At 35.3% G+C, this 24,735-nt stretch carries 24 protein-coding genes and 1 riboswitch; of the genes, 9 read left to right on the plus strand and 15 right to left on the minus strand.

Features of this window, described 5'->3' with window-relative positions; translation table 11 throughout:
• Positions 1 to 46: 46 nt before the first annotated feature.
• From BR72_RS14415 to BR72_RS14435, 5 genes are all read left to right on the plus strand, one after another.
• Entirely contained in the window at positions 47 to 976 is a 930-nt protein-coding gene (locus BR72_RS14415) for an AAA family ATPase (RefSeq protein ID WP_035433971.1), read from the plus strand.
• Complete coding sequence (locus BR72_RS14420) at positions 973 to 2,136, plus strand: DUF58 domain-containing protein (protein ID WP_035433973.1); 1,164 nt, start codon at positions 973 to 975, stop codon at positions 2,134 to 2,136. Before BR72_RS14415 ends, BR72_RS14420 begins: the two co-directional genes overlap by 4 nt.
• Positions 2,111 to 3,214 carry a DUF4018 domain-containing protein gene (locus BR72_RS14425; RefSeq protein WP_035433975.1) on the plus strand — a complete coding sequence of 368 codons (1,104 nt, stop codon included), beginning with the start codon at positions 2,111 to 2,113 and terminating at the stop codon, positions 3,212 to 3,214. The genes BR72_RS14420 and BR72_RS14425 overlap by 26 nt, the downstream gene beginning before the upstream one ends.
• 566 nt (positions 3,215 to 3,780) lie before the next feature.
• Positions 3,781 to 4,329, plus strand: coding sequence for a MarR family winged helix-turn-helix transcriptional regulator (locus tag BR72_RS14430; protein ID WP_035433977.1), 549 nt, complete (start codon positions 3,781 to 3,783; stop codon positions 4,327 to 4,329).
• Positions 4,330 to 4,439: 110 nt separating this feature from the next.
• Positions 4,440 to 5,642 carry an MFS transporter gene (locus tag BR72_RS14435; RefSeq protein WP_035433979.1) on the plus strand — a complete coding sequence of 401 codons (1,203 nt, stop codon included), beginning with the start codon at positions 4,440 to 4,442 and terminating at the stop codon, positions 5,640 to 5,642.
• A gap of 99 nt (positions 5,643 to 5,741) precedes the next feature.
• Here BR72_RS14435 and BR72_RS14440 read toward each other — a convergent pair whose 3' ends face one another.
• Both BR72_RS14440 and BR72_RS14445 read right to left on the minus strand, forming a co-directional pair.
• Positions 5,742 to 6,206, minus strand: coding sequence for an NUDIX hydrolase (locus tag BR72_RS14440; RefSeq protein ID WP_035433981.1), 465 nt, complete (start codon positions 6,204 to 6,206; stop codon positions 5,742 to 5,744).
• A 164-nt stretch (positions 6,207 to 6,370) separates the two neighbouring features.
• Positions 6,371 to 6,841, minus strand: coding sequence for a GNAT family N-acetyltransferase (locus BR72_RS14445; RefSeq protein WP_035433982.1), 471 nt, complete (start codon positions 6,839 to 6,841; stop codon positions 6,371 to 6,373).
• 145 nt (positions 6,842 to 6,986) lie between these two features.
• On the opposite strand from BR72_RS14445, the gene BR72_RS14450 reads away from it, so the two are divergent.
• The gene (locus BR72_RS14450) at positions 6,987 to 7,439 is read left to right on the plus strand and encodes an NUDIX hydrolase (protein ID WP_035433984.1); all 453 of its coding nucleotides are present in this window, start codon (positions 6,987 to 6,989) and stop codon (positions 7,437 to 7,439) included.
• An 85-nt stretch (positions 7,440 to 7,524) separates the two neighbouring features.
• Here BR72_RS14450 and BR72_RS24995 read toward each other — a convergent pair whose 3' ends face one another.
• The 3 genes from BR72_RS24995 to BR72_RS14465 form a co-directional block, all read right to left on the minus strand.
• Positions 7,525 to 8,412 carry a phosphotransferase family protein gene (locus BR72_RS24995; RefSeq protein WP_051957325.1) on the minus strand — a complete coding sequence of 296 codons (888 nt, stop codon included), beginning with the start codon at positions 8,410 to 8,412 and terminating at the stop codon, positions 7,525 to 7,527.
• A gap of 142 nt (positions 8,413 to 8,554) precedes the next feature.
• A complete protein-coding gene (locus BR72_RS14460) occupies positions 8,555 to 9,484 on the minus strand; it encodes a zinc-binding dehydrogenase (RefSeq protein ID WP_035434024.1) in 930 nt (309 codons plus the stop codon).
• Positions 9,485 to 9,521: 37 nt separating this feature from the next.
• Positions 9,522 to 10,340 (minus strand): VOC family protein, encoded by an 819-nt coding sequence (locus BR72_RS14465; RefSeq protein ID WP_035433986.1) that lies wholly within the window; start codon positions 10,338 to 10,340, stop codon positions 9,522 to 9,524.
• Positions 10,341 to 10,783: 443 nt separating this feature from the next.
• A riboswitch (Lysine riboswitch) is annotated at positions 10,784 to 10,977 on the plus strand.
• A gap of 107 nt (positions 10,978 to 11,084) precedes the next feature.
• Here BR72_RS14465 and BR72_RS14470 point away from each other — a divergent pair.
• Both BR72_RS14470 and BR72_RS14475 read left to right on the plus strand, forming a co-directional pair.
• Complete coding sequence (locus tag BR72_RS14470; protein ID WP_035433988.1) at positions 11,085 to 12,554, plus strand: amino acid permease; 1,470 nt, start codon at positions 11,085 to 11,087, stop codon at positions 12,552 to 12,554.
• 262 nt (positions 12,555 to 12,816) lie between these two features.
• Entirely contained in the window at positions 12,817 to 13,113 is a 297-nt protein-coding gene (locus BR72_RS14475) for an iron-sulfur cluster biosynthesis family protein (protein ID WP_035433990.1), read from the plus strand.
• A gap of 59 nt (positions 13,114 to 13,172) precedes the next feature.
• Here BR72_RS14475 and BR72_RS14480 read toward each other — a convergent pair whose 3' ends face one another.
• The 8 genes from BR72_RS14480 to BR72_RS14515 all read right to left on the minus strand — a co-directional run bounded on the left by BR72_RS14480 (position 13,173) and on the right by BR72_RS14515 (position 19,795).
• Positions 13,173 to 13,766, minus strand: a complete 594-nt coding sequence (locus BR72_RS14480; protein ID WP_035433992.1) for a kinase — start codon at positions 13,764 to 13,766, stop codon at positions 13,173 to 13,175.
• Between the two features lie 69 nt (positions 13,767 to 13,835).
• A complete protein-coding gene (locus BR72_RS14485; protein WP_035433994.1) occupies positions 13,836 to 14,576 on the minus strand; it encodes an NAD-dependent protein deacylase in 741 nt (246 codons plus the stop codon).
• Positions 14,577 to 14,903: 327 nt separating this feature from the next.
• Entirely contained in the window at positions 14,904 to 15,446 is a 543-nt protein-coding gene (gene lepB, locus BR72_RS14490; protein ID WP_035433996.1) for a signal peptidase I, read from the minus strand.
• A 16-nt stretch (positions 15,447 to 15,462) separates the two neighbouring features.
• Positions 15,463 to 16,143: a copper homeostasis protein CutC gene (locus BR72_RS14495; protein WP_035433998.1), complete on the minus strand. Its 681-nt coding sequence runs from the start codon at positions 16,141 to 16,143 to the stop codon at positions 15,463 to 15,465.
• A 59-nt stretch (positions 16,144 to 16,202) separates the two neighbouring features.
• Entirely contained in the window at positions 16,203 to 17,357 is a 1,155-nt protein-coding gene (locus BR72_RS14500; protein ID WP_035434001.1) for an acyl-CoA dehydrogenase family protein, read from the minus strand.
• 207 nt (positions 17,358 to 17,564) lie between these two features.
• Complete coding sequence (locus BR72_RS14505; protein ID WP_035434004.1) at positions 17,565 to 18,194, minus strand: YdcF family protein; 630 nt, start codon at positions 18,192 to 18,194, stop codon at positions 17,565 to 17,567.
• Between the two features lie 512 nt (positions 18,195 to 18,706).
• Positions 18,707 to 19,204 (minus strand): GNAT family N-acetyltransferase, encoded by a 498-nt coding sequence (locus tag BR72_RS14510; protein WP_090997266.1) that lies wholly within the window; start codon positions 19,202 to 19,204, stop codon positions 18,707 to 18,709.
• Between the two features lie 12 nt (positions 19,205 to 19,216).
• Entirely contained in the window at positions 19,217 to 19,795 is a 579-nt protein-coding gene (locus tag BR72_RS14515) for a GNAT family N-acetyltransferase (RefSeq protein ID WP_035434006.1), read from the minus strand.
• Between the two features lie 99 nt (positions 19,796 to 19,894).
• Between BR72_RS14515 and BR72_RS14520 the strand changes: the two genes are divergently transcribed.
• Positions 19,895 to 20,734 (plus strand): alpha/beta fold hydrolase, encoded by an 840-nt coding sequence (locus tag BR72_RS14520; RefSeq protein WP_035434008.1) that lies wholly within the window; start codon positions 19,895 to 19,897, stop codon positions 20,732 to 20,734.
• A 64-nt stretch (positions 20,735 to 20,798) separates the two neighbouring features.
• Here the strand turns inward: BR72_RS14520 and BR72_RS14525 are convergent, their stop codons facing one another.
• Together BR72_RS14525 and BR72_RS14530 are read right to left on the minus strand one after the other, a co-directional pair.
• Entirely contained in the window at positions 20,799 to 21,611 is an 813-nt protein-coding gene (locus BR72_RS14525; RefSeq protein ID WP_035434011.1) for a GNAT family N-acetyltransferase, read from the minus strand.
• Positions 21,612 to 21,881: 270 nt separating this feature from the next.
• A complete protein-coding gene (locus BR72_RS14530) occupies positions 21,882 to 24,194 on the minus strand; it encodes an AAA domain-containing protein (protein ID WP_035434013.1) in 2,313 nt (770 codons plus the stop codon).
• Between the last annotated feature and the right edge of the window lie 541 nt (positions 24,195 to 24,735).

Raw genomic sequence — 24,735 nt, forward strand, 5'->3', positions numbered from 1 at the left:
ATTTGTTAAAATATTCAAAAAGATTGTACTAGAAAGGAAGAAACAAATGATACATAAATTAAAAGAAAATATCTCTTCTGTTTTTGTTGGAAAAGAAAATATAATTGATCTCCTTTTAGTTTCTTTATTAGCAGATGGACACGTCTTATTAGAGGATGTGCCTGGAACAGGAAAAACATTGTTGGCAAAAACCATTGCGAAAAGTATTGGCGGGGAATTTTCACGTGTACAGTTCACACCTGATGTTTTACCGAGTGATGTAACGGGGATTGAATACTTTAATCCGAAAACGAGTGAATTTGAACTGCGTCTTGGTCCTGTTATGACAAATTTATTATTAGCTGATGAAATAAACCGTGCGATGCCTCGTACACAATCGAGTTTATTAGAAGCAATGGAAGAAAGACAAGTAACACTTGAAAAGCAATCCACACCTCTTCCAAAGCCGTTTTTCGTAATCGCAACGCAAAATCCAATTGAATCACAAGGAACATTTCCACTTCCAGATGCTCAGCTTGATCGTTTTTTAATGACCGTTTCGATTGGCTACCCTACTCCGGAAGAAGAACTTCAAATGATGCGACGTTTCCGAAAAAACAAACCGTTAGATGAACTTCATCCGGTCATCTCACTAGAAGATATAATCCACGTACAAAATAAAGTAAAGGATGTTCATGTTTCAGAACCTATTGAAAGCTACATTATCAAACTTGCTAATGCAACTCGTAATCATGATTTTATTGCAAATGGAATTAGTCCGCGCGGAACACTCGCTTTAGTGAGGGCAGTTCAAGCTCTTGCCTTTTTACGTAATCGTGAATTTTGTACACCAGAAGACATACAAGTTCTACTTCCTTACATTTGGAAGCATCGTATTATTTTATCTATGGAAGGTGCTCTTCGTACAACAAAACATGAAATTATAGAAGCAATTTTAAAAGAGGTGGATGTACCGGTGGAGATTGAGCAAGCATGAATGGACAACGTCTCGTCACGATCCCGTTACTCTTTCAAAGTCATATCATTAAATTAACGATCCCGATTACACTGTTGTTCACATTTTATTTACCGCAGTCATATATCGTATATTTGATGCTGTTTTATTATCTATTTTCTTTTTTTATTTATCGATACGTCAATTACATAGAAAAGCACTTTCAAATAATCAATAAGAAACAAACAACAAGATTGTTTCCTGAAGAAAATGGACAACTATCCGTTTCGTTACAAAATGAAGCAAAATTACCGCTAGTGAATGGAAAATGTTTTTTTCATGTAAATCCATCGCTCGTTATGCAGCCAAACGATGGTCTAGAACAAATATCAAAAACGCTCTTCTCTTTCCCATTTTCACAACGTGCTCGCTCACAGAACATATGGGATGTAACGTTCACAGCGACAAGACGAGGCGTTTTCCAAATTGAACAGTTTGAATGCATCATTGGTGATCCCTTTAACATCATTCAAGTTCATTTACCCGTTATGCATAAATTAAAAACAGAAATTATTGTCTATCCTACTCCAAAGCAAGTTGCGGGATTACAAGAAATACATCAACTATTACTAGGCTCATACAGAACAAATTTTTCTTATTTTCATGATGAAACGTCAATTGTCGGAGTAAAACAGTATGAAAGGGAATCATTTCGTTCCATTCATTGGAAAGCATCAGCGAAAATGCAAAGTTTACAAGCTAAGCAATATGAAGCAGTAAAAAATTATAGCTGGACAATTTGTATCTGTCTTGCCTCAGATCGAGGAATTGGATGGAAAGAAAATATAGAAGATTTGATTTCCTATGCGACATACATTTGTCAAATTGCAACAGAAAGAAAAATTCCTTTTGAGTTATTTATTAGCATTTTAGCAGAAGATGGACCGCTGCACTTAATGTTAAATGAAGGTCCTATGCATTATGCAAAAGCACTTGAAGAACTTGCGCGTATTTCAGAAGATAGTACATTACTGCCGAGAGAGAATTTTCTGCATTATATGATGCGAAAAAGAGTGAGGTCGTCTACGATGTTTTTCCTTGGCGTTTCTAAAAACAATATCCCTCATACAATGCAACCAACATATATTGTTCATGATGAAGGAGTGGTGGAACAGCTTGAATACATGGCTTCGGTACGTTAATGATTTTATACTTCTTCTCCTTCTTTCTTTATTAACCGAAAAAGGAGAAATTGTACATATTGTTTTATTTTTGCTAGCTGGTCATATTTGTTTACTACCTATAGTAAAGATTGGACAAAATAAAAAAAGATGGTTTGTAGCACTATTCATTCTACAAATCATTGTTTGCTATTCTATGGCGTTATTTTCTTCAATAAGTTGCGTATTATTACCGTTTTTCTTTTTTCTTGTGTATGCAAAAGATAATGTCTCACCATTTCATAAATTATTAGGGGCATTTCTATGGTTTTTTTGTTCCTTTCTTCTCCATATGCAGTTTCCATCCATATGGGAAATAGGATTACTCATTTTGCATACACTCCTAACATTATGGATGACAAGTTTTAATCGAAACCAACAAGTAATGCGACTATTGTCAGTTACAACTATTGGGGTTATTAGTTTTTTGATCATTCCTTTATTCCCTTATGTCCGAGCTGGTATCGCTTATGCTATTCAATGGATTGCTTTAGGAGTAGGATATATTTTAAACCCATTATTCTTAACAGCTGAACAGAATCAGACAGACCATTCTTTAAATACTAATTTAACGCAAGGTAAATTGGAGCCTCCGCCGGGTCCAACTAAAGAATATGATCCATTCATTATCCAATGTCTTACCTCTTTGATTATTGTAATTGTTGCGATATATGTGATTCGGAAACTATATAAAAGGCGTCATGAATTCAAATTGGGGCGTATGTCTGCCTATGAACCTATCATTGTTGGCCCAGAACAAGAAAGTATACAAAAGCGAAACCGAAAGTTACGACCACCTAACAATGCAATTCGCAAAGAAATTTTTAAACTTGAAAAAAAATTAATACCGCCTTTAAATCGGAAACGTGGTGAGACAGTGGAACAATGGATGGAACGACTTCGTACTGAAGAGGACATATATATTCAGTCCAACATTATTATAGAAGCATATAGTACTACCAGGTATGGAGAGAAAGAAGATAGCACTCTTCTTCAGCAATTCAAAACAGAAGCGCATACATTATATAACTACAAAAAGGTAGTTAATAAGAAAAAATAATATAAAAAGCTTTCAAGACCTTCATGAAAGCAATGTGAAAAATAAAGGAGAGTATGCATTAGTCATTTACAACATGTGCTCTCCTTTATTTTATTAAGTGAAAACTACCATCATTATTTTTTTGCTTATTGCTGTCTAAATTTAGAAATTAAGATTTAATCAAAACATGCTCTAATTTATCCCGCTATTCGCGGGCAGTAATACTCCCACCTCAAAATTCGGCGAAAGCAAAGTCCAGCTCTAGCGGCTAGAATCTCCGGTCGTTTCGCCCCCTCGGACGAGGCCAAAAGCGCCTCTCTGTCGGGACGAGCCGCTTCCGCTTTTCTTAAGAAGTTAGGTGGGAGATAAACTGCCCGTAAAAGCCCGATTAGTTCAACTAATAATCAGTGGGGATGAAGAAAACCCCCACTGATTATTAGTTGAACTTTATTATCTTTCTCCTTCTAAAATAACAGCCACTAAAAAAAGAATAAATTTTCCTACAATTCCTCTTGCGTAATTCCTTTCTTGTAGTTAGAATAGATTATAGTTAGATAATCTAATTAAAGGGAGTAGACATAAAGAAAATGCGTAAGAACGGAAAAGGAACATATTCAGATGATACCTTACCAAAATTGGGTATTCACCCTTATTTAGACCTTATTAATCACTCTGCATCATCAAGTACAAACCGTAATGATGCCTCTATGGGCTTAATCATGTTATGGTTAAGCGATAATATCTTAGATGTAATGGATCAAGAGTTAGCTCACTTCGGGATTACAGAAAGCAAACTTGATTTGCTAATCTTAATAACTCTGCATGATAACAAAGTGATAACTCCTTCAGCAATAGCTGAACGTTTAGGAATTAGGCGGGCATCTGCAACTTCTATGATTGATTGGTTGGAAAAAAGAAACCTTGTTACACGAAAACCCAGCTCGTTTGATCGTAGAAAAATCCATGTCAGTATTACCGAAGAAGGCCGTACGTTTGTTGAAAAAGTATTGCCAACTTATTGGTCCGTTTGTGCCTCTATTTTTGATGAATTAGATCCTACTGAGCGCCAAGTATTTGAGAAAATCATCAAGAAATTAAATGAAAATATGCAAGTACGACTTGGAGTTGGGCGATAAATAACAATTAACAGCTACCTATCCAAAGCGATAGTAGCTCTTTTTTAGCCATTTAATTAGGTTATCTAACTATAAGTTAATATAATTAAAATAAAGGTGAAGGTGATTTTATGATCGCGATCGATTTTGAAAAACAGCACAACTATAATCTTATGACACTCATATTATGCTGGACTGGGATGGTTGTTATGTCCAGTTTATATGTAAGTATCCCACTCATTACCATGTTTAGTGATAATTTTCATGTTTCTCTATCGCAAGCAGCTACAACTTCTAGTATATTTTCAATAGGTTTTGCTAGTGGATGTTTTATTTACGGTGCGATTTCTGAAAAATATGGCCGCAAAAACATTATATGCATTGGATTAATTTCTTTAAGTGTCATTTCATTACTGCTTGGAATGGTTCATTCTTTCTCATATATTGTTGTATTAAGGGGTCTACAAGGTTTAGCTGCTGCAACATTTTCACCAGTAGCGTTAGCGTACACACTAGAAGTATTCCCTAACGAAAGAAAGGTTGGTGCTGTTGGTTTTATTAGTACAGGATTCCTCGTTGCCGGAATCGTCGGTCAAGTGTTTAGTGCTTACGTAAGCCAACAATTTCATTGGCAATTTGTTTTTTACTCCCTTTCTGCAGTTTATATTCTTACTGCATCAATAGTGTTCTGGTTACTACCAACAAGTATAAGTCATAATCAAAAGAAAAATATTTGGGAGCCAATGAAGCAACTCGGCACTGTCTTTACTAATAAAAATCTAATATTTAGTTACGTAATAGCGTTTGTTCTACTCATGTCTTTTGTTAGTATGTACACCACCTTAGGACAGTATTTAACTAATCTACCTTTCCAAATGAACAATCACGAACTTCTTTATATTCGTTCATTCGGGGTCCTAGGAATGATATTGTCTCCACTAGCAGGTAAATTAGCAAAACGTTTTAGCGTTCTGTTTGTACTTCGGTGGGCGCTACTTCTCTCCATTTTCGCCCTAGCTTCGATGGGCTTTCTTACAAACATATTCTTTTTAACAGTAATGAGTATTGTCTTTGTAAGTGGTATTGCACTCTCCGTACCTTCTTTAGTTTCTCTTATTGGTCAATTAGGAGGTAAAGCTCGTAGTATTGCAATATCAATGTACACAGTCATTTTATTTGCTGGAACAAGTTTTGGTCCAATTATCTCTTTTACATTTATGAAAGCTTTCAGTTTCACTACGACGTTTATTCTACTTGCAGCCATACTCGGTCTAGGCTTACTTGCAGCTTGTCTCGTTAAGCATGAAAATTCACCAATAGTTGAAGTGAAATAAGGAGATTTCCGCTACTTTTAATATGTACTGATTCACTCCATCACGTAAAAAAGAGGATACCTTTATATCCTCTTTTTTATCATACATTTCCCTATTTCTTTACGTTGTCACAATATGTTCTACACACTCAGGTAAATGTTTGAGCTTTGTTTTTAAAAAGGCCGGTTGTGTATTAAACAGATGTAATTCTTCTATTGATGCCCACTGAAATTCAAATTGTCTCCCAGCATCTTCTCTTATAAAAGAACCTGTTTTTGGAATGGAACCATCTTTTAAATGCGTTTCATAGTAAAAGCCAATTTCATGAAACTCATGATTATCATAAGTAAAAAACTTCTCCACAACCCATATTAATCGTTTTACATTTGCATTCGCTTCTAATTCTTCTTGAAGCTCCCTTTTCAGAGCAGACTCACTACTTTCAAGCATCTGAACTCGTCCGCCAGGTAAACACCAAAAATTATCTCCCTTCCCGCGATGAAGAAGAACCTGACCATTTTCAATACAAACGGCTGCTACGCGATAATTGAATCGCTTTCCGTTTTCTGTAAAAACAATATCCATCTCTATCCCCCCATACTTAACTTACAAATCAAAAGCCACAAATTTCATTTTAAGAAATTTGTGGCTAATCTTCTAGTATTTTATTAAATCTTCTGATATTACTTAATTCTTTTAAAAACCTCCATTTACTAAAACTATGGAAATTACCCTTAATTTATCGTAATTCACATATACTTTATAAATAACACTCGACTTCCGCCTTTTCCATCATAGTTTGTATGTACAGACACTCCATCTATTTCATCATCTCCCCCTTCAATCTCAAATCCGATCTCACGATGAAATTGTATAGATTTTTTGTTAACCGGAGATGTTATTGCTTTTACAACGTGACGACCATTGGAACGAACTGCATCAAAAAAAGAAGAATACAGTGCTGATGCAATCCCTTGTCTTCTAAATTTCGGATTCACACCGATAAAATGAACATACGCTTCATCTTTAAAAGTTTGCGAGAAAAAGCCACATAAAAAGCCAGCGATTTCATTGTCTATTTCAACAATAAAGCTAGTTTCTTGAAAATGAACAAAAAAGAGCTTTGGCAGCATATCTGCCATCGGTCTCCCGCCCCACCAGTCATTTATAACAGAATGAATTGTAGTATAATCCTCAGGTCTAATTTTCCTAACGTGCATTTGTCATCCCCTCTCTTTTTCCATTGATATTTATGTTATTAGATATTGAGATGCATTTTCCTTTTTAACTTAAAAATTCATTTTTGCAGATTCCTATCATCATATGAGATAATTCAATTAAAACAAATGAAATTAGGTGAAAAATATGCAAATAAAACCTTCTTTTGGCGAGAAGAAGCAGCATATAGAATACATCTTACGCCCAAGTTCTTATGCAATTATTTTTAATGAAAATACTACTAAAATAGCCATTATCCAAAAAGGAATACGTTACTTTTTACCTAGCGGTGGAATAGAAAATGGTGAAACAAAAGAAAGCTGCTTACATCGTGAACTATTAGAAGAATTAGGCTGGGCAATTGAAGTGCAGCAGTATGTTGGAAATGCTGAGCGTTACTTTTATGCTGAAAAAGAAGGCGTTTACTATTTAAATGATGGGTATTTTTACATATGTAACAAAACACAAGAAAAGCATACCCCTCAAGAAGATGACTATATCCTGCATTGGGTATCTTCTTCTGAAGCACAGCAGTTGCTTGTTCATGATCATCAACAATGGGCTGTGAGGCAAGCGATTTTATTATGCAAACAAAAATAATTACTTTTTCTTAGAATGATCACCCTTTTATTCCCCAAAAAAGAAGTTTAATTTTTATTTACATAAAATCCGTTACTTAAATTTGTTACATCTTCTGCAAAGTCGCATGTTCGTATTCTAATTTATCACTTAACTGTTTGACTATAAGCTCAAGTGTTTGTTTTTCTAATGTATCTGCATTATTAACTATAAAATCTAATGCACTCCATATTTTAGCTATTGTAATTTGCTGTGTTAATTCTGAAACTGAATATGGAAAAGATACTGAAGTAGCTTTCCAAAAGTTAATGTATGTGTTGGCAATACTAGTTTCTAATGATTTATCAACTGTTCCTAAGCCAGGGATTATAATAGCAAGATCAATAGCAGGGGACCCATATCCTATACGTTCCCAATCGAATAAAACTAATTGATTATTATTTCTTATTCCCCAATTTGTAGGATTAGGATCACCGGATATACAACATAATTTAGCGAATATATCTTTAGATACAATACGTAAACCCTCAATTACTGCTTTTAAATTCAATGGTAGTAATTTTAATGCTTTGTTATCTAAATTCTTCCTCCATTGAAAGATGAATGGTTCATTTATGTTTAAGTTTTGATTCCAGGTATTGAAATGCAAAGTAAATAAATACTTTATTTGCTCTGTATCACCTTTCCATCTAGTATTAGGAAATGGCAGTGGTATATCTTCAATTACAAACCAATAACCTTTTTCTTCTTCATACGTGTAATATGTATTAGGAATATAAATCTTTTTACTATGAAAAAACGACGTTAAATGATTATAAACATCATATTCTCTCTTATATATAGTTTTTTTAACTATAACAGAGCGCTTTTCAAACAAAAGGCGTAAGCAAGATGCGCCTCTTTCTTTATTCACACCACTTAGCTCAACTATCATTTTCGGCTCTCCATAATTATCTTTGATAAATCGCTGAACCAATGCTGGCAACTTATTCAATTCACACCATCCTTTCATTTTTTGTTATTATCTAAAAATCTTATATTAATAATTCCCCCGAAATATTTTCTTTGATTTAATACAAAATACAAGGCTCAACAAATCCATATTCTATACTTTTGTCACAAACAAATTAAAACCTTTAATTAATATATTTAACCAATACCTTTATTGGTTTTATTTTTTCATCACTCAACTCTTGAAAACACCGAATGAGCTCTTGATGTGTTATTTCATGTTCAAATAACTGGCCTACAAATGGAGTATGTTTGACATAATGTAAGAACCAACTTGCATGCCTTTTATAATCTAATCCATCACTAGAACCTACTATACGTAGTTCCTTTTCATAAAACTCTGGTGTTAAATAAAAATCTTCTTTATTACCATCTGATAAAATACATATCTCTCCATTCTCTTTAACACCTTTTTGAAGGCATGTAAACGCTGAATTTGTAGCTGAACATTCAATCCCATAATCGTAATAATTCTCCTTTATTTCATTCGGACTATACAGATTAGTAGCACCAAATGTTTTCGCTATTTCCCTTCTAGCTTCATTTGGTTCAATTATGTCTATTTGAGAAAGATTTAGTGCATGTTTAAGGTAATAAACGGAAAGTAACCCCACTGTTCCTACTCCAGTTACAAGTACCTTACTATTCACTTTGGGATTTAATTTCCGTACTCCTTTCGCAGCATCACACGATAGTATTGTCAACAAAGCGAATGAATATGGGACGTCTCTTGGAATTGGGATCGCTTTATTCTCTTTCACAATCCCAAGGGTTTTATGTCCGTAAAAAGCAACTACCCGATCACCAATTTTAAATGACTCGACACAATTACCAACACTTATAACTTCACCATAACTCTCATAACCGGTTTCTTTAGGGTAAGTGGCCCTCGTTTCTGTTTTATCATTCTCATTATATTGAGGTAATTCTGCTCCAATACTTATAGCGCCTGCTATTGTTTTAATTAACAATTCGTCTTCTTTCAATCTACCAATCTCTTCTTTTTTCCATTCAAGATGCTTTTTCCCGCATAAAACGAGCGAATGTTGTTCCATCTTTCTCCCACCCTCTAATAACTCTAACTTTCTCCAATTAACATAATTCCTTTGTGAATAAGTACATACCATTCCGTATATGACATATACTCATATTGTCTTCCTTCCCTTCAAACTCTACAGCAAATGGGAATTCACCGTGATTTTTTAATTGATCCCGAACGATACCATTCCCTATCGGTTCACAAAATTGAATGGTTATTTTCCCGAGAGAAAAACCTTGAACTACCGCATTCCACTCCTTATTTATTGTTGGAGGACTCATTTCTATTTGCAGTAACTCTTCCCAGTGTTTGCTTGTTTCATTTACATTAGTAATAGTATAGAAAACTGTTTTCATTTCAATTATGTTATTGTTATGAGGTGAAATTACTCCTTTTCTCTGTAAATCATCCCTTCTTTTTTCATCCGATTCACTCCACTCAATAAAAAACGGAAATCTAGGACCGCCTTCTTCTTGTTCAATAAATAACATCTTCCACCTTAAGAGAGTTCCGCCATCCCTCATACGTTTACCTTCCAATGGACCGTTTATTCGAAAACCCTTTTCCACCAGCCTTTTAGCAAGCTCTTCCATATGTTCTGTGCGCAGCGCAATTTGAAGCATTCCTTCTCCTGTTTGCAACTTATGAACAACTTGTTGAATAAGAGGATTCTCCGCTCGGTTTGCAACCTTTTGATTTTGCACTGCTAAAAACTCAATATATGCTAAATCAAAATAACATAAACTATTGTGGGTTCCCCAATTCGTATGCTCCCCTCCTAGAACTACATGAAATCCATGTAGTTTCATTTGGTCTATCGCCTCAGCTGGAGAGCATCTAACTACATGAACAAGATGATCAAACTGTAACATCTCCTCACCCCATACTTTTGTCCTTTTTGTACATTACACTTCAATTCTTTCTTGTGACTTAAAATTACAAAGACTCTGTCAACTTATGTTTATTATAATGAAAAAATTATGCTAATTGGAAGAATAAAGGATTTTTTCTAGAAAGAGCATTCTATATTCTTCTTAGTAATAAAAATTTCATCTCAATAGATTTGTCGAAAAATATTTGTCTGAATTTTCTATTAATTTTGAAGGATTTTTCGAAACATTTTACGAAACCATTGTATAACCTTTTTTATTAGGAGGTTATTTCATACATACTTTTTTTAGGACGGGATGAATTTTGAAAGCGCTTTTCTAAAATAGCCATTTATTTCTATAAAAAAGTCCTTGCACTATTTTCAGAAAATCATTACAATTGCCATATATTAAAAATCATAGTAATAGAAAAATCCTCATCAATCCGATGAGGTAGAGGTTGCGGCTTTTATTAGTAATCTAGACGAGACACAGAGAACGTCAATAACTCTAGATAAAAGGAAAAGCTGCCGAAGTTTATACTTCTTCTCTGGAAGTATATGCTGGGGCTGTTTTCGAATAGGAACAGAACTGTCACGTTTACAAAATTACCGTGTAAACGTGGGGCGCTATCTTAACGGAAGGTATGATGGGGTGGCTATTTTTGAAATGCTCCGCTAAAGTCCTTTGGCGGTTTTTTTTATTCCCCCCGCTCCTTCCTATCTTACAAGAAAAGGAGTGTTGAACATGAACGGCGCAACTACTAACGTTACCTCTACAACTTCAAAACAATCTGCACAAACATCTAATGAACTACGACGCGGATTGAAATCTCGCCATCTTACAATGATTTCACTTGGTGGTACAATTGGAACAGGTTTATTCCTAGCAAGCGGTGGTGTTGTCCATACAGCTGGTCCTGGTGGTGCTCTCGTCGCCTATGCTGCAATTGGTATTATGGTATATTTTTTAATGACAAGCTTAGCAGAATTAGCATCCTACATGCCTGTAGCAGGATCATTTAGCACCTATGCAACAAGGTTTGTTGATCCATCACTTGGATTCGCATTAGGTTGGAACTACTGGTATAACTGGGCTATCACAATTGCTGCTGAACTCTCTGCAGTTACATTAATTATGAAATTTTGGTTTCCTAATACGCCTTCCTTACTTTGGAGTGCAATTTGTTTAGCTATTATGTTTCTTTTAAATTATTTATCAGTTAAAGGATTTGGCGAAGCGGAATATTGGTTTGCACTTATAAAAGTTGTAACTGTTATCGCCTTTTTAATTGTCGGATTTCTTATGATTTTCGGTATTATGGGCGGAGAACCTGTTGGTTTTAAAAACTTCACAGTTGCAGATGCACCGTTTAACGGCGGCTTCATGGCAATTATCGGTGTATTTATGGCAGCTGGATTCTCATTCCAAGGAACAGAATTATTAGGAGTTGCAGCTGGCGAAACTGAAGATCCACAGCGTAACATCCCAAAAGCAATTCGCAGCATCTTTTGGCGAATTCTATTATTCTATATTTTTGCAATTCTCGTAATCGGTTTATTAATCCCTTATACAAACGAAAACCTTGCAGCAAGTGATATAACAGTAAGTCCATTTACACTTGTATTTGAAAAAGCGGGGATTGCTTTTGCAGCATCAGTAATGAACGCGGTTATTTTAACAGCTGTTTTATCTGCAGGTAACTCTGGTATGTATGCATCAGCACGTATGCTCTGGGATTTAGCAAACCAAGGTAAAGCACCTAAATTTTTAGGGAAATTAAATAGTCGCGGCGTACCAGTAAATGCATTGATTGCAACATCATTAGTTGGATGTGCTGCTTTCTTAGCTTCTTTATTCGGTGATGGTGTTGTATATGTATGGCTATTAAATGCCTCTGGTATGTCAGGTTTCATCGCTTGGATCGGAATTGCAATTAGTCACTATCGTTTCCGAAAAGCATATATTGCACAAGGAAAAGACTTAAATGACTTACCATATAAAGCAAAATGGTTCCCATTCGGCCCTATCTTTGCATTTGCATTATGCTTAATCGTTATTCTTGGTCAAAACTACGGTGCATTTATGGGCGAGTCTATCGATTGGAACGGTGTACTCGTTTCATATATTGGCTTACCTCTTTTCTTAATACTTTGGTTAGGCTATAAATTTACAAAGAAAACAAAGGTTATCCCATTAGATAAATGTGAGCTTTAACAACCAAAACCTATCAACTTCTGTTGGTAGGTTTTCTCGTGTTACTGTATATATGTTTTTAGGCAAACGATGGCATCTAGCGTGTATAGAAACGCTCAAGGACTTCTCCTTCCACATGCAATGTCTACAACAAAGGGAAAAAGTAAGTAGCGGTCACTTCTTGTTTTACATGCCATTAACTAATATATTGAAAAATCAAAATTAGATTTATATATTATTGTTTCTTTGTTAAAATAGGTGTTTAGGAAAGGAACGTGATCATATGAATATTCGTGTTACAAATACAACAAAAGAACAATTGCTACAAAACAAAAATAAAATCATTGTTAGAATAAAAGGAAGTATCGGAAACACTTGTACTGTCTATGTAAACATAGATTTAATAGTTGATAAATACAATGCAAATGATGTTGTATTTGAAGATGATCAGCTCGTTATTCAAATGGACGATTTTACAAAAGATTATATCGGAAATACAATGACGCTAGACTACAATACAGGATTTAAAATTACAACACCAAGTGAAACGATTGTTTATGGTTTATCGCTAAAAAAATAATGCTTTTTAAAATAAAACAAACAACGCATCGAAAAACACAATGCGTTGTTTGTTTTATTCTATCCTTTTAGAACCAAATCAGCATGTTTATCAGGAGCTTCCGTATTGACATAAAATTCTTCAGCTTTCCAATATCTATTCTCAAATTTGGCAATGTTCTTTTGAGTATCCTCACTTTCACGAAGAAACCTCTTACTTCTTGGACAATCTAGATATACGACATAATCATAGAAGTTTCTCCACTCTTTACGCTGCAGAAAAACACCTTCTACGATGATAACTGAAGCGTTAGTAAGTTGAACTTCCTGCCGACTATGTGTATCAGATTCATTATCATAAATAGGAAGAATCAGATGGTTAGTGGATTTTAGATTACCGAAAAAATTACGACTTAACCAGTCCGTATCCCATTGTAATTTATAATACTCATACCATTCTTCATTCCCCGTATTGTAACGTTTTTCACGCTCAGCAATATAATCGTCAATATGAAAAACATGAAACGGGATCTTCTTTTCTTTCATATTTTGACTAAGTTTTTCCACAATTGTTGTTTTGCCAGAACGGCTTAATCCATCTACCCCTAAAATAAACCTATTTCCTACGCTGGCATTTCCAATTATTTTCAGCAATGTTCTTTCGTTCTCCCCCAAACTACTCTCCCCTTTGCAACAGCTCTCTTTTTTCGTAACTATGATGAGATTTTAACAAATATAATACAATTACTCTGGCTTATCTTGATCTGCGGCAATTCCCTTCACAAATTCCCCAATTGTTTCATGAAATACATAATCAAAATATTGTTCTTTTCCTGTTTGTTCATTATTAACAAGTATTGTTGTTGCTCCTATTTCTCGTTTTGCTATTTGCGGAAAGGATGCGACAGGCTGCACTTTCAATGACGTTCCCATCACAAGCAATATATCCGTTTCATATACCCTTTCAACAGCCTTTTGAAATTGCGGTAATGTATCTCCATATAACACAACATCTGGATTCAAAATGAAATTACACTTTTCACAGCGCGGTACTTCATGTTCAATCATATATTGTAAGTTGTATTTTGCACGACACTTCGGACAATGAGCAGATTGAAGCGTACCATGTAAATCAATGATACGTGTACTCCCGCTCAATTGATGAAGGCCGTCAATATTTTGTGTTAACACTACAATATCTTTTCCCGTCTGCTCTAACTGTGCAAGAAACGCATGTCCATCATTCGGTTTATATTGATGGAATGTATCAATTTGAAAAATTGCTTTGTAATGTTTCCAAAATTCTTTCGGATTTCGATTATAATATCCTCTTGATAAATACATTTCCACATTTGCATCTGCATATAAACCATTTGCTGAACGAAAGTCTGGAATCCCACTTTCTGTACTTGCACCTGCTCCAGTTAACACTGTAATTTTCTTAGCGTTGTTAATGATAGAACGCACTTCTCCATATTGCTGCACAACATTCACCTCTATGTATCATTCTTTTTTCATTATAACAGGCATTCGCAATAACTTGGAAATATTTCCTTTATAAGTTATCCCGCCTAACTTCTTAAGAAAAGCGGAAGTAGCTCGTCCAGAATGTGAGGGGGGGATGGAGCTTCTGACGTAGAAATGTTTTTTGCCTCGCAGGAAGAAGCGTAGCCACCGAACATTCTAGCCACTGGAACTGGACAATGCTTTTGCTGAATTTTGAGGCGGGAGTATTACTGCCCGCGAATAGCGGGATAAAAATAAAAGAAGGAATCAAAACTCCAAATAAGTTTTGATTCCTTCCAAAAACAATTATAACGCTCTAACATTTTCCAGTGGCCAAAATACTGCTGAACCTTTTCCAACAATTTGCTTTTCAGAAACAAATCCAAATCGTCGGCTATCTTTAGATACTTGACGATTATCTCCTAGTACAAATACAGAATCTTTTGGAACAGTTTTTTGTCCAGTTATTCCTTCTAACGTGAAATCAGGAGTTAACACATCACCTGATACCTGCTTTTTATATTCATCTAAATACGGTTCAGCAACTGGTTTACCATTTACGTATAAAATATCGTGTTTATATTCAATTGTGTCTCCCGGTAATCCAATTACTCGTTTCACTAAATCATGACCTTCATTCCCATGAAAGACGATAATTTCAAAACGATCTAATCCTTGTACACTATAGCCAATTTTATTTACAACCATTCTCTCATTGTTTTCTAGCGTTGGCATCATAGATTCTCCTTGCACAAGCGATGGTGTAAATAAAAACGCCCGGCAAACAAATGCAATAATTAAAGCGAAAGCAATACTTTTAACCCATGACATAACTTCACTCTTTTTCATCTATTCCCTATCTCCTTTAACAACTAGTCATTTTTGCGATTTCTTGTACATTTTGAACAACAACTTCACCAAAGCACGATTTTTCTTCTCTTACCGCTGTACCTACGTGAGCTTGTGTAATCTCTGTTTCATGTAGTAATCGTTGTACATTCTCTTTCGTGATACCACTACCAACAATCATTTCTATTTGCCCTTCACTTGCCTCGTGCATTTGGCGCAAGACCGAAATGTTATCTTCTATTTTCCCTTGTCCACCAGATGTTAAAATATGTGTGACTTCCTTAAACTTCCGCAATGTTTTGACAGCTACTACTAAATCTGCCATTTCATCAATTGCACGGTGAAACGTCACGTTCATTCCCTCTACTACTTCTAATAATTTTGCTAACTTTTCTTCATCAATTTCATTCTTTTCATTTAAAACACCTAATACAACACCAGCTGCACCAAGCTCTTTTGCCACTCGAATATCTTCTCTCATTAATTCTATTTCTTCATTAAAATATACGAAAGACTTAGCATGCGGACGAATCATTACATGCACCGGAATAGAAACAGCGCGTATCACGTTTTTTATTAACGCAAAGCTTGGTGTAAGACCACCTTCTGTAAAAGCTGTAATTAATTCGATCCGTTTCCCACCGCCACGCTCAATCCGTTTGGCATCTTCTAAACATGTTGCGATGACTTCTAGCATTCTTAAACTCCTTTTTGTACATTGTCCATTTTATTATATACGAAAAAGGATAGTAGTACCTATTTTTTAACACCAAAATCTTGCAAAGCATTCTGTGCTAATAATGAAATTGTCATATCATCCATTGGAGGATTATGAAGGCCAGCTCGCACATGTAAATAATAACGGTGTAATGGATTTTTTTCAGATAAACTCCTTGCTCCGACGATACGCATCGCCTTATCAACTATAGAAATCACTGCATTTGTCACCGTATACTTCACCGCAGCCATCTCGGCTTGCATACACTGTTTATTTTCTTCTTCATACCGCTTTGCAACACTATATAAAAACGAACGGGATTGCAGCAACTCTAATTCTATTTCTCCTATTAATCTTTGCACATTTGGCACCATTGCAATCGGCTCTTTCAAACTATTCGGTTGATACGTTGCAGCAAATTGCAAAGCATACTGCCGCGCTGCTTGGGCAATTCCGAGATAACAAGCCGGAATGTGAAGAAGCCATCCTCTTCTCTTTTCTATATTACGAGGAGAAATTTTCTCAACAAAATATTTATACGGAACTGCTACTTGTTCTAAAATTAAATCATGACTTGCTGTACCGCGCATAGCTACACTATCCCACGTTTCTTCAATTGAAACACCCTCTGTATGACGCGGAACAAGAAATTCACCTACTTCTTCCGTTCCTTCTATAGATGCGGAAACAAAGAAATAATCTAATACCGGTGCCATTGTTGTAAATGTTTTTTGTCCTGAAATAATCCACTTATCTCCTTTTCGTAATGCTGTTGTCTCTAGCCTTCCTCCTCTTGTCGGACTCCCCGTGTTTCGTTCCGTTGCAGCACGGTTTATAAGCGCTCCGTTTTTCACCTTTTTGCAAAGCCAAGAAAACATTCTCTTATCCCATGAACGATTTTCTGAAAGTTCATGCATAATCCCAAGATGCCATCCCATACATAGTGCCGTTGCACCATCGCCTTGTGCAATGTATTCTTGAAAAAGTAAAAGATCATATAAGGATATGCCTATCCCACCTTCGTCCTTTGGAACTGTCCATGATGTATACCCAATTCCCTTTAAATCTACTACATTTTCAAAAGGAAATGAATACAATTTATCTAACTGCTGTTCTCTCTTTGAAAATAGAGTGATATATGGTTGTAATTTACTAAGCCGCTCTTGTTGCTCTTTCGTTCTTACAAAATCCATTTCATCAATCCTTTCATCGTCATCCTAAAATTATATGCATACAATTCTCTTTAGTTATTACACGACAAAAATTTCGTTCATGGATACTTCACTTTACACATTCTTTTCCTTAAACATATTAATCTACACTTCAATTGTCTCACTATTCCGATATAAAAACAATGTTTTAAACAAAAAAAGATTTCCTAATACATTAGGAAATCTCCCTTACCCATCACCCTTGAAAAACCGAACAGGTAAGGATGCAACATAACCAATATAAGAACATAACTCTTTAAAAAAGAACGGTAACTCTGTGTCTAGGCTGCGGTACGCAGACGTTGGTGTTGGTGAAGAATATGCATCCATACCGAGATGCTTAGCAATTCGCATCGCTCGTTTCATATGAAGTGGATCACTTACAATTGTATACGTTTGTATGCCATTATCTTTTCCAATCTGCAGAGCATTTTTTAAATTCTCTTCAGTAAAACGCGACTCCGTTTCAATTAAAATATCTTCATCCTTCACACCATGCTTTAATGCATATATTTTTGACGTACGTGCTTCTTCTAGTTCCGCTTCAAATTTCGTACCACCTGTAAAAATAATTTTTTTAACATCTCCATTTTGATAGAGAGAAATGGCATGATTAATTCTCTCGCGAAGCACCGGTGACGGTTTTCCATTCCAAGAAGCAGCCCCTAGCACAACTGCCGCATCTGTATTAACTTGATCTGTCTTAGAACGATAATGCCAAATATCATACGCCGCATACCCGACAAATACAATAATGGAACCAAGTATGAATAAGAGTGCCTGTACCACCCTTAATTTTATACTTCTTTTTTTCTTCATAAACTTATAGCCCCCGTAACTCATACATACTTTATACAAAATTCGTTTAATCGAATAATCGGTCAACTTGTTATTTGAATTCATCTGAAAGAAGGTATCTTCTTTAAAAGCAGTTCTATAATAGAGATTGTAATAAAAAGAGACTTTTATATTTCACATTAAGATATATCCGTTCCATTTTTTCACCATCTAAGTCACCGCTATGCAAGATTCAACATAATCGCTACATGCTTGCTCCTTTTGTTTCAAACTTTGCATGTGGTAGGAAAAGGCCTTGACCGCTTCTATGCGCGGCCAGATGCTCTCGTCCCCCCAAAAAAGAAAATGTTTTTAAATTATATAAAAATGGTCTATTTACAATAACAACTTATATTTCTCTCAAACTCTCAACTTCTATATTGTAGCGAATTTTTCCGCAGAATGGAATCATGAAAAAAAAGTATATAAAATACGTAATCATTTTGTAAGAAAAAAATGCCCCTAGCATACTAGGAGGCATTTCTCTTTGACTGTTATTTCAAAATCCAATATTTCATATCATCTTCCTGTAGCACACAACAAAAACCAGATTTCTCCAATACTCTTGCAGAAGCAGTATTACTTGTTAAACATTCCGCCTTAATTGTCGTTATATTCTCCTGATTTAATAACCACTCCACAAGGCCTTTTACCATTTCTGTAGCATATCCTTTTCCTTGGTAATCTGGGACAATACTATAGCCTATTTCAACAATTCCATTTACATCTGGACCGCCTTTACAGCCCATATCACCAATTATTGTATCATCATCTTTATGAATAATAAGACCACTCCACCTACTACTCTCTGGATTTTCCTGTAGCCTCTCTGCTTTCCAAGGTAAAATTTCCGCATAATCAAGCATTGGCCATTGATTCGAAACTTTATAAGGAATTACTTTTGAAAGCTCCTCATTCCCTTTTATTGTAGCCTCTACTAATTCTAATGTGAAAGTAATCATTTTTAAACGTTCTGTTTCTATATACGGCAACTTTATCCCCCTCTACCTATAACACATTAATTTATTTTCTAACTGTTCTTTTATACTTGGCCAATCTGCTGAAATAATACTATAAACAACCGCATCCCTCACGTATCCATTTGGAAGTTGGCGTTCATTTCGCGTTACTCCTTCTTTAACTGCCCCTAACCTTTCAATTGCTCGTTGTGACTTTTCATTACGAGCATCGGTTTTAATTTGGACACGTAACATGCCTAGCTCTTCAAATGCATAGCGAAGCATCATATATTTGCACTCTGTATTTACACTTGTTCGTTGTACAATTGGACTGTACCAAGTATGCCCGAGTTCGGCTGTTTTACAATCAATTGATACGTTGTATAGCCGCGTCGTTCCCACAATCTCATTTGTTGTTTGATCAATTACAGTAAACGGAAGGTCAATTCTCTTTTTATACTTTTCTATTGATTCTTCAACTAATCTTTCCATATCTTCCATGCAATCCATTTTCGCGATTAAATATGTCCAAATATCTGGGTATTTTTCAATGATGGCATACAATGGTCTTACATCATTTATAGATAGTAACTGCAATTTTGCTCGATTATGTACAATTTCCACTGGACAGTCCCCTTTATTTTTCATCTCCATTATATAATAATATTAATTGTATAAATTTTCAAAACTTTAGACCAAAAAGACTTTAGGAGGAAATATATTTTGAAACGTTATTTTGTTAAAAATGGAAAAATAGATGTACATATTACAGAATGGGGAAGAAAAAATACCCCTGTAATCTTTTGTTTACACGGATTAGGCGGCACGAGTCTTAGCTTTATCGAAATTGCTGAACAACTTAAAGAGGAGTATAGGGTAATTGCAATTGATGCGCCTGGACACGGTAAAACAGCTCCATTTGAACAAGCTGAAGAATACGAAATGCCTCGTTTGGCGACGTGGCTAAATGACTTATTGGATCATCTTGATATTGGCCAATTTTATTTCTTATCACATTCTTGGGGAAGTTTTGCATCATTATTTTATTTAGCGGAATATCCAAAAAGAGTAAAAGATTCCATTCTCATTGATGGCGGTTATCAAACGAAAAAACTTAAGAACCAAACTATGGAAGAAGAAGTAGCGTACTATGAAAAAGATTTTGAAGAATATGTGTTTGATGATTGGAAAGGGTTTTTCAATAGTGAAAAAAAAGTATATACAAGGTGGTCTCCGCTCATAGAAATGTCTGTAAAGGATCTTGGCTTCGAAAAAAACAATAAAATATATTGGCACGCAAGAGGCATAACAGCTGGAAATATTATTAAAGCTATGCATAAACACGAAACAGCAGATATTTATGAAAACTTGCCATCCAATATCATATTACTAAGAGCTACATTGCCGAGCAGCTGGAACGAATACCGAGATAAGACAGCAAATATTTTTGAGCAGAAAACAAGAGGAACAGTAAAATGCATTCCTAATACAACTCATATGCTACATTGCGATAATCCAGAGGTTGTAGTAGAGGAAATAAGGAAAAATTGGTCTTGTTCTTAATTAACTCCCCACCTCTCTTCTTTGCTTTTGTCTATCTCTTGAGGTGGGAGAATCTTATTGCCCGTTAATGCGGGATAAATGTAAAACTATAGTCTGTTACTTCTTTAAAACCAAGTTTTTCGTATAAACTTCTAGCTGATATAATATTAGAAGATGTTTGTAAAATAGGGATTTTTCCACACTTCAAACAATCTGCAATCATATAAGACAATAATTTTTGTCCATATTTCTGCCTACGAAATTTTTCTTCAATATAAAATGTTGTGAATTCAATATAATTCTTTGTATAACTTCCGTATCTTCCCATACCGATCGGGACATTGTCATGCATAACAAAATAAATCCCTTTCTCAATATCATTGCTTATTTTTTCTTTATTGATTAAACGCTGCAGCTGCTCCTCACTACTCGGCTGAAAAAAATGAATAAAAAATTTATGAATGTATGATATGTCATATTCATTATGAATTGCTTTTCTAACTATTGAAATATCTGTATCCTTGGTAAGCTTCTGACTATATACATAATGAATATCTCTACTAATCTCTTTCTTTATCCCTAAATACTTGAAAATACTTTCTACATATTCACTCTTCCCAGCAAGAAGTATAGAGCTTCTTTTCAAACACTTAATCTGTTGTGCGATAACTTCAAGCTTGGTTTTGTCTTTTACCCAAAATGTAGTAAAAGATGCATTCCCTTCATCCTTTATATACAAAATACTCGTTACTTTATTGTCAGCCCTCTCCACATACCATTCTCCAAGTTGTTCATTTTCTAAACCTTGAATCGCTAATGTCTGAAACATCTCTTCCTTATATAAACAACATCGTATTTCTTCTTTACAATTTTCATCTATTGCTGTTAACAATTCCATTTCTTTCACCTCATAACATTTATTCGACAAATTCGACATCATTCCTTTACACCAAATAACCCCAGGAACTTTTTGTCTGAGGTTATTTTTGATTTATTTCCTAAACTATATGAATCCATTTTAATTTTCCGTCATATAGATTGCTGCTATGCAGAAAAAAAGAATCCTACACTTGCTTTCTCCTTTTGTTTGAACTTCGCATGTGGCAAAAAAAGGCCCTGACCGCTTCTATGCATGGTCAGATACTCTCGACCGTCTAGAAAAATGGTTTTATGTCTTTATATCTAAAAACCCTTTTAATACTCCAATTGTTTGCGGTGCTTGTAGTCTCGCTGTTATATACGGAAATTCCGGACTACCATCAAAGATCATCTGAGATGTTAACGGGGCACCTACCCACATGATTTCATCATCGATGATAACAAATGGCATTACTTTGTTTTGACGATGCACTTGTACGTTTTTTATCGGAACTTGAGCTTCTGTATAGATCATTACGGATGCTTCTGCACGTGCTAATGCTTGCCATACCCTCTTATCCATGCGACTTGAATTAGGAATGGATATAATAATTTTCTTTTTCGCTAAAATTATATCTTTTAATAATACTTTCGTTTCTTCTTTGCTTGTTTGTACAAACCACCGCAATCTTTTCGTAATCTTCCGCTCTAGAATTGATCTTAATGTTGTACGATCATACACATCTCCTTGCCTTTGTAAATGAGAGGTTAAATGAGATAAAGCTTGTTTTCGCGAAAGATTTTGCCTCATATACTGACAATCTGATAGCTGAATAAATTTCCCCCTCGCTCTCGTTACTGCAACATTAACGAGGCGGTGATTTTTTTGATCAAAGAATAGCACACCCGGCCGTTCTTGCGGATAACTATCAACTGTATCGAATAAAATCATATCTCGCTCAGATCCTTGAAATTTATGAACGGTTGCTGCTAGTACAGGCGCATTTTTGAACTTTGTTTTCTGAAGCAATTCCCTAATGCATGTTGATAAAAAACGCGACTGTGCACGATATGGAGTTACAATACCAATTGACGGTATTCCATCCATTAAACCAATTAGCGTAAGCTGCATTGCTATTAGTCCAGAAAAAATATTATAACGTGAACTTGATGCTACGTCTTTTAATGAATAAGCGCCCATATTACTTGTATCTAGTAAAACTGCTGCTTCTTTCATGAAAGGCTGTAAAGTCGCTATTTTATCTCGCTCTGTAACAGAAGGATGATTGAACACTTCATTTTTATAAATAAATTCGTTTGTAAAGCTTGAAATATGCGGATGCATACGACGCTGCTCTTGCAACATGTATAAGTTCGGATGCTTTTTACGTTCATTTACCGCTTCTACTATACCCGCATGGTAAAACATATCTTCTTTTAGCCACTTATTCACAAGTTCATGGTTTGATAAGGCAATTGGTGGTAATTGTAAAAAGTCTCCGCACACTACAATACGTTTTCCTAAAGAAGCTGCTAATGCAATTTGCGGAACATATGCCATACTTACTTCATCTACGACTACAAGGTCAAACGTTCTTTCATAAACAAGTGAATCGATTGCACATTTCGATAATGTTGCCCCAATGACTTTTGCATTTTCAATATACTCTTTTTCAACCTCTTTCACTTTTGCTTTTTGCTTGCGAAGATCTCCTTCTATTTCCTGCATTTTTCTCTTTTCAGCAGAAGTCGCTTTATAAGAAAGAATTTTTTGTCTTAATTCTTGTCTTAATTCTTCTAAATAGAGCCTTTCTTCTTCCCATTCTTCATTTGTTGATTCCACTAATCGCGTAGTTAGTAACGTTTCATGATTACGAATTTGGTCATTTTGACTAAAACCATACCGAATCACATCTCCCGGTACCCACTTTTCTTTTTTCTCAATTTGCCTTGTTACTTCGCCCATTAATACATCAACCGCTGCGTTACTATGAGCTAATACAAGAACAGATTTTCCACTTTGATAATGCGTTGCAATAATGCGTGATAAATTGTATGATTTTCCGGTTCCTGGTGGTCCCCAAACGTACGTTGTTGCATTATAAAAAGCACGGTATGCAAGTTCATTTTTCACTGTTTTCATTTTCGCAATATGTTTTGGTTCACTCGTTCCTTGTAGTAACCGTTTCACGCGCTGACGCCTTTGTTTATCTTTTCTTACTTCTTTTAAACGTTCTTGCAACTGTTCTAAAAGCTGCCACGGCTCACTGTACAACGCCGCTTCCTGTATATGTTGCTGCATATAACAATTGAGTTTGACTTCAATGTCTAAGCCTTGAACAGATAGTACTTCCCCAGTTGCTTCCTCACCGTCAAATTCAATTCGAATCGGTGTTCCGTCTGGTAAACTTACTTCAGAAATGAGTTGAAATACATAAACACTACTTTCATAATCTGTATATAAAAAACGTCCATTTATAATGGATAATTTACTTCCACCAACTGTCTTCCAATGTTTAATTTCAAATGCTAACGCTTCATGCCACTCTTTCATTGTTTCTGTTAATGAAGGAGTTTGCGCAGATGTAATCATGTTTAAGTCTCCTTCCTCTACTGCAAACATACTTTCTCACTATACCACAAATCTATAGCTTGCCTAAACGTGAAAAACTTCCTGATGGAGAATAGATGAAGTGTTTTGAAATAGAACATTAAAAAACCGCAGCAAAATTTTACTGCGGTCTTTCGTTTTATCAATCCTTTTTGTACAAGCTTTCTATTACGTAATATCAGCACGCAGTTACTCATCTAGCATTCTTTCCTCGTTTTTAAACATAACTATAAATTTTTCGATATTTAAATCGCTGCTATGCAGAATCCAACATGATTTGCACTTGCTTTCTCCTTTTGTTTTCAACATTGCATGTGGTAGGAACGGGCCCTGACCGTTTCTACGCACGGCCAGATACTCTCGTCTCCCCTCTAAAAAGGAGGGCACTGAAAAAGTCCTCATAATAAAAAAAGTAAAAGCTTCTTCGATTTCATCGAAGAAGCTTTCACTTTTTTCATGTATAATGATTGTACTAATTCTAGGTGGTGTCTCGGATGATTTCCAATCAACAATCTCTTAATCTTAGTCCATTCATGGCGATTTACGATATCGT

This window comes from Bacillus sp. UNC322MFChir4.1 (assembly GCF_000746135.1).
Taxonomy (GTDB): Bacteria; Bacillota; Bacilli; order Bacillales; family Bacillaceae_G; genus Bacillus_A.

Excerpts from the sequence above, each read along its gene's own strand:
- BR72_RS14415 (WP_035433971.1), top strand. The coding sequence starts at position 47 with ATGATACATAAATTAAAAGAAAATATCTCTTCTGTTTTTGTTGGAAAA.
- BR72_RS14420 (WP_035433973.1), top strand. The coding sequence starts at position 973 with ATGAATGGACAACGTCTCGTCACGATCCCGTTACTCTTTCAAAGTCAT.
- BR72_RS14430 (WP_035433977.1), top strand. The coding sequence starts at position 3,781 with ATGCGTAAGAACGGAAAAGGAACATATTCAGATGATACCTTACCAAAA.
- BR72_RS14435 (WP_035433979.1), top strand. The coding sequence starts at position 4,440 with ATGATCGCGATCGATTTTGAAAAACAGCACAACTATAATCTTATGACA.
- BR72_RS14440 (WP_035433981.1), bottom strand. The coding sequence starts at position 6,206 with ATGGATATTGTTTTTACAGAAAACGGAAAGCGATTCAATTATCGCGTA.
- BR72_RS14445 (WP_035433982.1), bottom strand. The coding sequence starts at position 6,841 with ATGCACGTTAGGAAAATTAGACCTGAGGATTATACTACAATTCATTCT.
- BR72_RS14450 (WP_035433984.1), top strand. The coding sequence starts at position 6,987 with ATGCAAATAAAACCTTCTTTTGGCGAGAAGAAGCAGCATATAGAATAC.
- BR72_RS14460 (WP_035434024.1), bottom strand. The coding sequence starts at position 9,484 with ATGGAACAACATTCGCTCGTTTTATGCGGGAAAAAGCATCTTGAATGG.
- BR72_RS14465 (WP_035433986.1), bottom strand. The coding sequence starts at position 10,340 with ATGTTACAGTTTGATCATCTTGTTCATGTAGTTAGATGCTCTCCAGCT.
- BR72_RS14470 (WP_035433988.1), top strand. The coding sequence starts at position 11,085 with ATGAACGGCGCAACTACTAACGTTACCTCTACAACTTCAAAACAATCT.
- BR72_RS14475 (WP_035433990.1), top strand. The coding sequence starts at position 12,817 with ATGAATATTCGTGTTACAAATACAACAAAAGAACAATTGCTACAAAAC.
- lepB (WP_035433996.1), bottom strand. The coding sequence starts at position 15,446 with ATGAAAAAGAGTGAAGTTATGTCATGGGTTAAAAGTATTGCTTTCGCT.
- BR72_RS14495 (WP_035433998.1), bottom strand. The coding sequence starts at position 16,143 with ATGCTAGAAGTCATCGCAACATGTTTAGAAGATGCCAAACGGATTGAG.
- BR72_RS14500 (WP_035434001.1), bottom strand. The coding sequence starts at position 17,357 with ATGGATTTTGTAAGAACGAAAGAGCAACAAGAGCGGCTTAGTAAATTA.
- BR72_RS14505 (WP_035434004.1), bottom strand. The coding sequence starts at position 18,194 with ATGAAGAAAAAAAGAAGTATAAAATTAAGGGTGGTACAGGCACTCTTA.
- BR72_RS14525 (WP_035434011.1), bottom strand. The coding sequence starts at position 21,611 with ATGGAATTGTTAACAGCAATAGATGAAAATTGTAAAGAAGAAATACGA.
- BR72_RS14530 (WP_035434013.1), bottom strand. The coding sequence starts at position 24,194 with ATGTTTGCAGTAGAGGAAGGAGACTTAAACATGATTACATCTGCGCAA.